10 protein-coding genes are annotated in these 11673 nt (G+C 43.3%); 4 read left to right on the top strand and 6 right to left on the bottom strand.

The genetic code is table 11. From position 1 onward, the window contains the following. Window positions 1-196: 196 nt before the first annotated feature. Together QPK24_RS04745 and QPK24_RS04740 are read left to right on the top strand one after the other, a co-directional pair. Window positions 197-472: a YqkE family protein gene (locus QPK24_RS04745; protein WP_285746582.1), complete on the top strand. Its 276-nt coding sequence runs from the start codon at window positions 197-199 to the stop codon at window positions 470-472. A 200-nt stretch (window positions 473-672) separates the two neighbouring features. Then, window positions 673-1464 (top strand): SDR family oxidoreductase, encoded by a 792-nt coding sequence (locus QPK24_RS04740; RefSeq protein WP_285746580.1) that lies wholly within the window; start codon window positions 673-675, stop codon window positions 1462-1464. A 38-nt stretch (window positions 1465-1502) separates the two neighbouring features. Here the strand turns inward: QPK24_RS04740 and QPK24_RS04735 are convergent, their stop codons facing one another. Next, a complete protein-coding gene (locus tag QPK24_RS04735; protein WP_285746578.1) occupies window positions 1503-2201 on the bottom strand; it encodes a hypothetical protein in 699 nt (232 codons plus the stop codon). Continuing rightward, on the bottom strand, window positions 2185-2970 hold the full coding sequence (locus tag QPK24_RS04730; RefSeq protein ID WP_285746576.1) for a YwaF family protein: 786 nt from the start codon (window positions 2968-2970) through the stop codon (window positions 2185-2187). The genes QPK24_RS04735 and QPK24_RS04730 overlap by 17 nt, the downstream gene beginning before the upstream one ends. 377 nt (window positions 2971-3347) lie before the next feature. Here QPK24_RS04730 and QPK24_RS04725 point away from each other — a divergent pair, with 377 nt between their 5' ends. Next, window positions 3348-4769, top strand: a complete 1422-nt coding sequence (locus tag QPK24_RS04725; protein ID WP_285746574.1) for an aspartate ammonia-lyase — start codon at window positions 3348-3350, stop codon at window positions 4767-4769. Window positions 4770-4880: 111 nt separating this feature from the next. Here the strand turns inward: QPK24_RS04725 and pruA are convergent, their stop codons facing one another. Beyond that, a complete protein-coding gene (gene pruA, locus QPK24_RS04720) occupies window positions 4881-6428 on the bottom strand; it encodes an L-glutamate gamma-semialdehyde dehydrogenase (protein ID WP_285746572.1) in 1548 nt (515 codons plus the stop codon). Between the two features lie 161 nt (window positions 6429-6589). Between pruA and QPK24_RS04715 the strand changes: the two genes are divergently transcribed. Next, window positions 6590-7513, top strand: a complete 924-nt coding sequence (locus QPK24_RS04715) for a proline dehydrogenase family protein (RefSeq protein WP_285746570.1) — start codon at window positions 6590-6592, stop codon at window positions 7511-7513. Window positions 7514-7542: 29 nt separating this feature from the next. On the opposite strand, the gene QPK24_RS04710 is transcribed toward QPK24_RS04715, so the two are convergent. The 3 genes from QPK24_RS04710 to QPK24_RS04700 form a co-directional block, all read right to left on the bottom strand. Further along, complete coding sequence (locus QPK24_RS04710) at window positions 7543-8226, bottom strand: DNA alkylation repair protein (RefSeq protein WP_285746568.1); 684 nt, start codon at window positions 8224-8226, stop codon at window positions 7543-7545. A gap of 355 nt (window positions 8227-8581) precedes the next feature. Further along, complete coding sequence (locus tag QPK24_RS04705; RefSeq protein WP_285746566.1) at window positions 8582-10468, bottom strand: beta-L-arabinofuranosidase domain-containing protein; 1887 nt, start codon at window positions 10466-10468, stop codon at window positions 8582-8584. A gap of 104 nt (window positions 10469-10572) precedes the next feature. After that, window positions 10573-11343, bottom strand: a complete 771-nt coding sequence (locus QPK24_RS04700) for an alpha/beta hydrolase (protein WP_285746563.1) — start codon at window positions 11341-11343, stop codon at window positions 10573-10575. Window positions 11344-11673: the final 330 nt, after the last annotated feature.

Below are 11673 nucleotides of genomic sequence, written 5' to 3'. Positions count from 1 at the left end.
TCTGTCTTCTCTTGTTGTTTCTATATTTTACACCAATTTAAAGAAAGCGCTATCATTATTTCTTATAACTATTCCTCTGTTCTCTTTTTTAGACTATGCTTTCGTAAAGAAAGGGTGTAGATTTCAACCAAGAATCAGTTTCAACACCTTACGATTCCTGTTATACTTTTTACAGAAGCGAAATGGAGGGATCGTCATGGTGAAGAAAAAGAATGGATCCAGACCTTCACAGTCTGCACAGCGGTCTTCTGCTCAAGAAGGAAGTGCAGCCACACTAAAAGATTTGCTTAGTGAAGAAGTTCTTGGGAAGCTTAACGCACAGGCATCCGAGATCAAAGCAGCCGAAGCTGCTCGTCAGGAAGAGGCCAAACGTATTGCAGAAGAGAAGAAAAAAGCAGAACAAAAACGCCTGGATAACGATTTTGAACACCTGCTCGAGAATAGTTCGATGGATTGGAAAAAATTTAAATAAGACATGCCTTTTGGTAAATTCATCTATAGGCAGCATAACCTAAATCCCTGCACGCTCTTTTTTACAAAGAGAATGCAGGGATTTTGTATTTATTCTGATTATGATTCAAGTATCCTCCTGCGGGGGTATTTACCGTACATAAGAAAACACATTAGATCAATACTCACATAAATTTTAAGATATTAAGGGAGGAAAAAAGAATGACACTACGTCTAGAAAACAAGCTCGCAGTCGTTACTGGAGGAGGTGCCGGCATTGGTCAGGCAACAGCTATTCGATTCGCAAAAGAAGGAGCACGGGTGTTTTTGCTGGACCGGACAGTAGAAAAGGCAGAGGAAACTAAACAAATCATCGAGAAAAATGGCGGCCGCGCTGACGTAGTCGAATGTGACATTTCAGAGCCCAAAATGGTGGAACGCGCAATGAAGGAAGTTGCCGATCTTGCGGGAGGCAAGGTTGACATCGTTTTTGCCAATGCTGGAGTAAACGGCAAGCTCGCCCCTATTGAAACCATGGAAGTGGAAGATTGGGATCAAACCATGTGTATTAATATGCGCGGAACATTCGCAACTGTGAAATATGCCATCCCTTATATGAAAGATAACGGAGGCAGCATTATCATTAACAGTTCGATCAACGGAAACCGGGTCTTCTCAAACATCGGTTTCTCCGCATACGCTTCAACAAAAGCAGGTCAAGCTGCATTTATGAAAATGGCTGCACTGGAGCTGGCAAGATACAAGATTCGAGTGAATTCAGTTCACCCTGGTGCAATTGACACAGAGATTGACGGTAAAACGACTCGCTCTGAAGACTTGGAAGAAGTCCAGATTCCTGTTGAATATCCTGAGGGCGGACATCCACTCGCTGGTGAGGCCGGTAAACCAGAACAAGTCGCAAATCTAGTATTGTTCCTTGCTTCTGATGAAGCCTCTCACGTATCAGGTACGGAAGTTTATGTAGATGGAGCTGAATCACTGCTTCGAGGTTAAACTCCAAGTTACTAATACTTTATACGAATCCTCCGGATCTACTGCAAATCGGCAGAGATCGGAGGTTTTTTTGTACCTGCTGTTCTTCTATTAAGCCAGTAATAACGATGCAGCTCTAGTATGAAATGAAACATAACAAAAGTAAGCATAATATATACACACATGAGTACAATCGTCACCGTTTTTTCCGTTATAAACATGAGAGAGAGATTTGCAGCCAAATAACCGCCTCCCGTTAATGCGGCTATGGACAACCTTGGTGTTCTTCTCTCCTGCTTTCTCGTTTTATGGGGTGGTGATTTCAGCTTCCTGAGATGAGACTTGATGTAGTGGTACAATGCAAAACCGTAGGCAGCAAAAGAACCGATGGCGTACATTGGTGTTTTAAAATCAAGCCCTGTGTAAGCAAATTTCTGAGTGACAATGACGAATCCGAGTGAACTGACGATACCAAATACACCTCTGAATAAGACGTAGTTCAGCTGAAACTTACGCGGGGCAGCCATCAAAGCGAAAGCCCATATATTCATAACAGCAAGCGGCGGAAACAGGATATAGGCATATATCGGTTGATACGGTACACCTAATACAGGAATCACCAAGAATAGATTAAGGAAAAATAGTACGAGAATTCCTGCATTCAGTCTAATCCCGCTCACGGGATACAAGGTGAGGTAGTCCTTATTTATTTTTCCCCATTCCATATTTCCATCTTTCTTGTTAGAACCCGATTTCATGAACATCGTCCTCCCTGCTCTCCTTTCCCCGGTTCACTGCGCCCCAAGGAAGATAGAAGAAAAGTACATACAGCATAAGAAACAGATGAAGCGCTAATATCTCTTCCATTACGATATAAAACGGATAGGGACCCAGCAGATCCAGGATAGATGGCGTATCCGGTTTATGTGAGAGAAACATATAATTCGCTCCTGTCATCTGATTGATCAGCCACACAAAACCAGCCGCCACATTGAGCATGATAAAACCAATCGGTACTGAAATGAATGATAATTTTTCATACTCGATCCATGACATATAAAGAGCAGACAAAATAATCGCTCCATGGGCGATAAAAAATTGAATAAAACGAAAATGTGGAAAAGCATAGGCTAAGTTAGGGGTGAGCAAGGCTGCCAGTGCTCCGCATATTCCTGCATAAAACACAAAGGTATACAGGAGTCTGCTTTTTGTGATCAGCATCAGAATCGATAGCATAAGCGTAAGACTGCACAGTTCAAGCGGCAATGTATTTTTTATATCCCATAGCCCAAAAGCTTGATACCATATTTCGAGCATGAGTTGCGATATTATTAAAACGGCAGCAAGACTCCACCTTAGCACCTCTTTCAGCAAAGGTGATCGGCGAAACTGAAACCTAAATAAAAACAATAATAAAAGCAGCGCTAAAATGATTAGAAGAACCGTAACATGAGAACCTGACATATACTCAAACGTCTCGGCATGAAAGGGATCAAATATAGACGAATCACGTGAGATGAAGTACACTCTGCTCCCCCAATCTTTTACGTATCTTGAAATAAGTTTCTGAGAGCCAACCGAAATAACGAAACAAATCATTCGTTTGTTCGCTTAAGGGAATATTACACAAATCATTGATGAATTGGAATCTTTTCGGTTCTTTTTTGTTGTTTTATGTAGTAGGTATATCTATGAATTAGGCAGCCCTAATATCCTCGTCACTTTGGTAGATTCACTGCATATCATATGTTATAGAGAATAAAAAGACTGCGCTTTCATTTTATTTCCAACTTTAGGTCGGATTGATGTATACTATTATTGCTTGGTGGAAAGATGAAATTTTACAATAAACTATCGCAAGCTATATTTTACATCATAATAGCTTCCTACTGGAGGGAACGTTTGTGGCTGAAACGGTAAGAATTGAACGAGATTTTATTGGTGAACTGAGTATTCCTGCGTCTGCCTACTATGGCATTCAAACGATGCGGGCAGTAGATAATTTTCCTATTACCGGAGTACCTATTGAAAAAGAACTTATATTTGCTCTCGCCGCGGTAAAGAAAGCCGCAGCAATGGCTAACATGGATATGAAAATGCTTCCGCCGAGGATCGGAGAAGTCATTATCAAAGCAGCAGAAGAAGTCATGCAAGGTCAACTTCTGGATCAGTTTATCGTTGATTCCATTCAGGGTGGCGCAGGCACCTCCATTAATATGAATATGAACGAAGTCCTTGCCAACCGAGGACTTGAACTTTTATCTAAAGTGAAAGGCGATTATTTTCACTGTAACCCGAACAACCACGTAAATATGTCCCAATCTACCAATGATGCGATCCCTACAGCCCTGCGGATTGCAGCCTATCGTCATGCAGCGACGCTTTTACAGACAATGGAGCAGCTTCATGAAGGGTTTGTCCAAAAGCAGGTAGAATTCGATGATGTTGTTAAAGTGGGAAGAACGCATCTGCAGGATGCGGTTCCGATTAAACTCGGACAAGAATTTGGCGCCTATGCGAAAGTGCTCTCTAGAGACATGGAGCGACTTCAAGAAGCGTCCAAACGTCTTCTTTCTATTAATATGGGAGCAACGGCTGTTGGTACGGGGCTGAATGCAAAAACGGCGTATATCCAAAAAGTGACCGAATATCTCGGTGAAATTACAGGCTTACCTTTATATACCGCAGAAGATCTGGTAGATGCTACCCAAAATACAGATGCGTATCTAGAGATGTCTGCCGCACTCAAAGTATGTGCCGTTAATATGTCCAAGATCTGTAACGACATTCGGCTTATGGCATCCGGTCCAAGAGCAGGTTTCTCAGAACTTCTGCTTCCGGCAAGACAACCAGGTTCTTCCATTATGCCAGGTAAAGTAAACCCTGTTATGGTTGAAGTCATGAATCAGATTTCATTCCAGGTCATTGGTAACGATCATACGATCGCGCTGGCCTGCGGTGCAGGACAGTTTGAACTCAACGTAATGGGTCCTGTTATTGCCTTTAACCTGTTACAATCGCTCAAGATTATGAATAACGGAATGGATGTATTCCACCGGTTTGCCATTAAGGAACTGGATGCGAACCGTGACCATATCAAGCGAGTGCTGGATCAAAGTTTCACCATGATTACCGCTCTGAATCCGCATCTTGGATATGATGTAGCGGCTGGCATCGTAAAAGAAGCGCTTCGCACCAAGCAGACGATTACCTCCATTATTTTAGAGCGAGGACTGCTGACAATCGAAGAACTCCAAGAAATTATGCACCCAGAACAAATGACGACACCAGGTATTGCAGGTGAACGTTTCCTTCATATGGGATAGCTCATGCTAGAATGATAAAAGAAGCCATGTTTCCTCTTTAGAGGGCATGGCTTCTTTTATCATTCTGTTTTTTTAATAATGTTGATTCTCGATTCTGGTAAGATTAGAAATTTAGTATTTTTCCGAGACAAGTTTGGCTTGCGTGAACAAAAGTAAGTAGTCCCGTCCGCCTGCTTTGGAGTCTGTTCCTGACATATTAAATCCCCCAAAAGGATGAACGCCTACTAAAGCGCCCGTACATTTTCGGTTGAAGTACAAGTTACCTGCAAAAAAGACGGCTCTAGCCTGTTCCAGATGTGTCCGGTTTCTGGAGAATACTGCACCGGTCAGTCCAAATTCTGTATTGTTCGCATACCGCAATGCTTCTTGGAAAGATGAAGCCTTCGTAAATGCCACGACAGGACCAAAGATCTCTTCCTGCGATACACGCGAAGTAGGACTTACCCCCGCTATGATCGTCGGTTCGATGAAATACCCATCATTAATTTCTGCTTTTCCTCCAAGAACAATCTCCCCTTCTGTTCTTCCGATCTTGATGTAGTCTTGAATTTTTCGAAAAGCATGCGGATCAATCACCGGTCCGACGTTTGTCTCCGGTAGCAGCGGGCTGCCTACTTTTAACTTTCGGGTTAGGGCGATTACTTTTGTAAGGACTTCATCATATACACTCTCATGGATGATCGCTCGGGAGCAGGCAGAACACTTCTGACCTGCAAAACCGAATGCGGAGGCCGTAATCGCTTCTGCTGCGGCAGTGAGATCACTCCCTTCATCTACAATAATCGCATCCTTGCCGCCCATTTCGGCAATGACTCGCTTCATCCATTTCTGTCCTGGGGCTGTTTTTGCAGCCCGTTCATTAATTCGCAGCCCCACTTCTCTGGAGCCAGTGAAACTAATAAACCGAGTCAGCGGATGATCAACAAGGTAGTCACCGATTTCGCTCCCCGCCCCGGGTATGAAGTTAACAACCCCGCTCGGTACCCCTGCTTCAATAAGAAGCTGTACGAATTTTGCGGCAATAACGGAAGTCGTACTGGCTGGTTTTAGTACCACTGTATTGCCCGATACGATAGCCGCCGTGGTCATGCCTGCCATAATCGCAAGCGGGAAATTCCAAGGGGGGATGATGACTCCGACCCCCAGCGGCACATAGTACAGCTCATTATCTTCCCCTTCAATATGAACCAGGGGCTGCGGCTGTGCTAGACGCTGTGCTTCCCTCGCGTAGAATTCCATAAAGTCGATGGCTTCTGCCGTATCTGCATCTGCTTCCCCCCACGTTTTCCCCGCCTCGTACACCATCCAGGCAGAGAATTCATGCTTTCTCCGGCGAAGCAGTGTTGCTGCTTTGAATAAGTATCTCGCCCTCTCCGTGAACGTCGTATAGCGCCAATGTTCAAATACCGCCTGGGCTGTGACAATCGCTTGCTCTGCCTGTTCTTCACCCGCCTGCGATAAACTACCAATCACCTGATCTTTCTGGGAAGGATTTATGGAGATGGCTTTTGTTGTCGTCTCCATCTCCTTACCGCCAATGATCAGCGGATAATGCTTGCCAAGTTCGGATTCAACCAGCCTCAGCGCATTTTTAAATAAGCTCTGATTTCCTTCAGCACCAAAGTCAGTAAAGGGTTCATTTCGGAATGGAACGGGCATATTTGTGCCTCCTTCTAATTACTGGTCAGGCTTGTTCTCAATTTGCTGGCATGTGAGCTCCCTGCTTTGTTGTAAATGAAATGAGAAAAGTTCTGTATTTCATATGTATTCATCTTGACTTTCCCCCATACATATGAAACGTAGAAGGAGAGATGATACCCATGAAAATAGGAACCGAACTATACCGAAAAACGATGCTCACCGTCTCCAGTAATCCGCTGGTGGAGAAGTTGACCTTACGATACGGCAAGTCCTTGGCAAGAAAGTTTATTGCCGCAAGTGATCTAGAAGGAGCCATTGAAGAAGTAAAGAGACTAAACAGTAAGGGAATCATGGCCACATTAGACCATTTAGGGGAAGGAGTGACGCAGCTTGATCAAGCACTGAGCTATCGTGATGAATATATCCGGCTGATCAAGGCAATTGCGGAATCTCGGGTAGATGCGAATGTATCTTTGAAACCAACACAAATGGGTCTCGCTCTAGATAAAGAGATGGGGTATGAACATATCCGTGCCGTCGTTCGGGAAGCAAAATACTACCGGAATTTTGTCCGAATTGATATGGAGGATTCGCCATACACGGATGCGACTTTAGAAATGATATGGAAGCTGCACAAGGAACAGTTAACGAACGCAGGCACCGTAATTCAAGCTTACTTGTATCGTTCAGAACAAGATGCAAAGGATTGTATAGATCAAGGCATTCCCCTCCGGCTTGTAAAAGGAGCTTATAAGGAATCCTCTTCCATCGCCTATCAGAATATAAAGGATGTACTCTGGCAGTACAAACGAATCATCCAGATGCATCTGGATCACCATGTCTACACGGCTATCGCCTCTCATGATGACAAGATCATACGATGGACGAAACAGTATGCTCTGGAACACGATATTCCGAAGGACCGCTTTGAATTTCAAATGCTGTACGGACTTCGCATGCAGGAACAAGTGAAACTAGCAGAGGAAGGTTATCGGGTGCGATGTTATGTACCTTACGGAACGATGTGGTATCCCTATTACACGAGGAGGCTCGCAGAAAAGCCGGCCAATTTAATGATGGTATTAAAAAATATGGGAAAATAAATTAATTTCCTAATTGCAACTGATTCTCCTCACTTACGTTTCATGCTGCGGATGATTTTCTTCACTTCTGGACGAACTCGATTCGACTCCGTTATTTTCTGCAAAGCTTTATTATACGTTACTTTATCCAGAGAATTTGATTGTAGATAGGTCATCGTCTTCTCCGGTTTTTTAATAAAACAGATAGATATAGCCCATGCGACAGCCATTTTCACATAGTACCCTTCATGCTGAATTTGATCAAGCCGCTCTAATACTGCATCCAAGTATTGATCATCCACATAATAAGTAAGCATCATTACAATGGCAAAACGAAGCTCATATTCTTTTTCAGATTCCATATAGGGTTGTAGAAACTCCCATACACGTTCTTTATAAAGTAAAGTAACTTTTAATCCTGAACAAAAACTGTCGCACACAGACCAGTTATCAATCTTCGGTACAAAGGCTGCTACTTGATGCAGAATCTCATCAATATCCGCTTTATAATAACCAATAATCATACCGTGCAGCATATCCTCTTCGAACCATTCCTTCTCCGTCTGTTCAAAATATTCCTTCCAATTTTCCTTCGCCATATTTTTAGCTATTTTTCGAAGCACCGGCAGTCGAACACCGATAACATGATTAACATTTGGAATTAATGCGGAAGAAAACCTCTGATATTCTTTATCTGACAGTTCTAGTAATTGTTCTTTCAACGTCTTTTCCATGACAAGACTCCTTCTCCTGTTCAATAAAAAGTTCCATACAAACTTACTTCTAAATAATAACCTGTCTAGTAAATAGAATCACCTATATATTAATGGGACGGGGAGCTCTTTTATAAAATATTGAAGTGGCTAAAGGGTGACAGCAGATAAAATACCCGGGGATTTGATCGTTTGCAAAGGAAGTAAATACGGAGTTTTGGTGAATAGGTAAGGCTGCCGATTGGCAGCCTTTAAGCATCGAACTATTTACTTGCCCCATCAAGACCTTACATGGCTTTGGAGGAACTTTGGAGAATTCAGTTAACGTTAGTTTTATCTCGTGTTACAGCTTTGACCTAACCCTTTTCACCCACTTTTAGGATCGGCGATTTTGGTTGCAGTCAGAGTTTTTAACTTTATAATAAATTTGGTAAGGTTCATACCCAATGTCTCGGATTCTCCTAAGCTGAATGGAAGGATCCTGGTTGACCGTTTTGAAAAAAAATCTCCAGCTTCCCCACTCGCGCTCGTTCTCCATCTCAATTTCGGATGCGACGTCTTCGCTGTCGACAAATAAAATTCGTTCTTCTTCAGCTATACCCGCCAGTACCTCTGGTCCATAACGAAAGGCACCCATCTGTTTGTCTTCCGGCAATGATATGAACTGGATTCCTATAGGGAAAATCAAGGTGATTTTATCGCCATCTTTCCAGTCACGTCGAATAGAATAGAATTGGCCGCTTTCAGCGGTTTTTCCGTGGAGAACACCATTAACATAAACGAATGCTTCCGACATGATCCATTCCGGTATTCGGCAATGGACTGCAAATGCTTTTGGCTCTTTTGTATGTACGACAAAATCATATTTGCGGTATGGCGGGATATTTTCCTGATTCGCCGTTATTTCGTTGATTCCCTGATACCCTGAAGTATTCGAGGAATTCATCAGGCTCCCGCTCAAACGATCCTGTTGTTGTTGTATACGCACAGAAGCTCCTCCCATATCCGCAGTGACTTCAGAGTCGAAATACTGACAGATATATATGCCGTCCCCATCCTGATAATACAAGCCTCGATTCCATGCTGCATTCGCTTGGACCATCGTTCCATGACAGCAGAAGAAGCTGTCTGTCTCCGTGCTCCAATCCTTACGCAAGCCTGCTTTCATAGGCAGAAAATAAGTAAGCAATCCGGTATGAGGATATTGATGCTTATTGCCGTTTAGATGATACTCCTGGAAGTAGGCTTGCGCCATAATTCCATTGTAAATGTTATATTCGATATATTGTGCGTATGCAGGGTTAGCGGAATGACGGAACAAAAACTCAGCTAAGCGAATCATATTATAGACCGTGCAGTGTTCTTGGTTTTTATCCCCTAGACGAGCCTTCATTTTCATCTTTGGCATCCAAACTTCACCAGACGTCTGACCGCCTGTAGCCAGATACCCCCTCTCCGTCACCGCACAATTCCAATAGGCCTCCACGATATCCATCCATCTCTTTTCGCCCGTAACTTCATACGCACGAGCAGAGCCCAGCACTTCCGGAATAGTCGTATTCGCGTGCATATTCGTCAAAGGGTCCTTACCTTCCAGCAAAGGTTGAAAGAGCCTGCTTCGATAATATCGTTCTAGCAGTATCTTGTATTTGTCCTTGCCAGTGATATGTAGGAGATCCGCCCAAACCTCCAGCATTCCACCGGTTTCCACATCCAAAATGCGGTCAAACTGCTCTCTAGAAAAGCCTTTACTCCATTCTACAAACCAGTCTGCGAACAAATCCGCGATTTCGAGCGCCTTCACGTTCCCCACATACTGATAGACATCTACTAAACCCATGAGCAGCTTATGGAGATTATATTGGGGTGCCCAGACATTTTTCCCCTTCGTAATCCAGTGCAAATATTTCTCGGGAATCGGACCTACCCACTGCCCACCATTATCCTTTTGGCATTCCGCTAATTCTTCTATGATGACTTCGATCTTCGCTTTAAGCTCTGGGTCTCCTGTCTTGAAATAATGCATTGCCGCAGCCGACAGCCAGTGTCCGAGAAAATGACCTCTGAGTTGACATACGGGAGTTTCCCATCCCCCATGCGCTCCCTTCGGGATGTCCCTCCCCGTATAACGACCCGCTTCCAGCTTGTAGTTAAAAAGAAGATGGTCGCTGTCCAGCTTCATCAAATATGCCCGGTTTGCTGCCTCTCTACGTTTGATTTCCCCGTCGTGGATCAGAACACTTTTCCCTTTTAACTCGATCATCTAAGGCTTCCTCCAGTACTTTCGGAATGGTCTTTATCAAAACTGCCGAATTAAGAAAATATTAAATATTCCCTTCTGAGCCAGTAAGTGAAATCAGTCATTTTTTAGGATTGAAATAAAAGCTGTGAAAACAGATGGAGATCATTTTTCCATACCGGCCAGTCGTGGCCGCCTGGTTCTTTATACCAGATATGAGGAACATCGTTCTCTCTTAAGTAAGTATGCATTCGTTCACTATTAGCAATAAGATGGTCCTGATCGCCGCAAGAGATCCAGAGTAAACGAAGAAGAGATGCGGTATCGCCTGGGTTCGGTACGAGGATTTCAGGACTTTGGGTATTAGGTGCGGGAGAAAAAGCCCCGATCCATGCAAATCGATCCAGATGATGGAGTCCAATATTTAATGACTGGCCTCCTCCCATCGATAAACCTGCAAGCGCACGGCTCTCTCGGCCCGTCTCGGCAGAGTAATTAGATTCGATAAATGGAATCAAATCATGGAGTAAATCGAATTCGAACGTCTCAAAGGCTTTTATTTTTTCTGCATCAAAAATATCTCCCTCTGCTCTGTCATTTGGCATTGCACGACCATTCGGAAATACAACAATCATGGGTTCAATCTTATTGTCATTGTATAAGTTATCTAGAATCACTTGTGGAGCGGCATGGTTATACCACTCAGATTCATCCCCGCCTATACCATGTAAAAGATACAGAACAGGATACTTATCATCCGGCGAATATCCTGGCGGAGTATACACCATCGCTTTGCGCGAATTTCCAACAGTTGATGAAGAATATTCAACCATCTCAATGGTTCCGCGATTTAAATTTTCTCTATACTGGTCATAACCCTCAGGTGCTGCTTTTATCATTGTCATCTCACCTTTCAAGCCGAAATTGTATGCTTTTTACACACTACATATCCAAATGTGCCATTCGAATAATCATCAAATCCCGCCAGCTGCAGTTATCGATATCTGTCCCTAAATAACAACCTGCAACATTCTTTGGTGTCCTGTCGCTATTCAGACGGTCTGAAAAATCAAAAAATGATGACTCTCTGTCATTTGAAGTTGCTGGTTCTTTTCTTCCGTCCCTTCATTGTAGCGCTTTCAAAAAGAGGTATCCACCTGTCTTCAGCTGTTTGTATACCCAGCAAAATATAGTCATTATTTACGGGTGGAAATTCATTGATAGTGAAA

It is taken from the genome of Paenibacillus polygoni (assembly GCF_030263935.1).
GTDB lineage: Bacteria > Bacillota > Bacilli > Paenibacillales > Paenibacillaceae > Paenibacillus > Paenibacillus polygoni.
This window is presented reverse-complemented; position numbering and strand designations above follow the sequence as displayed.

Excerpts from the sequence above, each read along its gene's own strand:
- QPK24_RS04715 (WP_285746570.1), top strand. The coding sequence starts at position 6,590 with ATGAAAATAGGAACCGAACTATACCGAAAAACGATGCTCACCGTCTCC.
- QPK24_RS04745 (WP_285746582.1), top strand. The coding sequence starts at position 197 with ATGGTGAAGAAAAAGAATGGATCCAGACCTTCACAGTCTGCACAGCGG.
- QPK24_RS04735 (WP_285746578.1), bottom strand. The coding sequence starts at position 2,201 with ATGAAATCGGGTTCTAACAAGAAAGATGGAAATATGGAATGGGGAAAA.
- QPK24_RS04740 (WP_285746580.1), top strand. The coding sequence starts at position 673 with ATGACACTACGTCTAGAAAACAAGCTCGCAGTCGTTACTGGAGGAGGT.
- QPK24_RS04710 (WP_285746568.1), bottom strand. The coding sequence starts at position 8,226 with ATGGAAAAGACGTTGAAAGAACAATTACTAGAACTGTCAGATAAAGAA.
- QPK24_RS04705 (WP_285746566.1), bottom strand. The coding sequence starts at position 10,468 with ATGATCGAGTTAAAAGGGAAAAGTGTTCTGATCCACGACGGGGAAATC.
- pruA (WP_285746572.1), bottom strand. The coding sequence starts at position 6,428 with ATGCCCGTTCCATTCCGAAATGAACCCTTTACTGACTTTGGTGCTGAA.
- QPK24_RS04700 (WP_285746563.1), bottom strand. The coding sequence starts at position 11,343 with ATGATAAAAGCAGCACCTGAGGGTTATGACCAGTATAGAGAAAATTTA.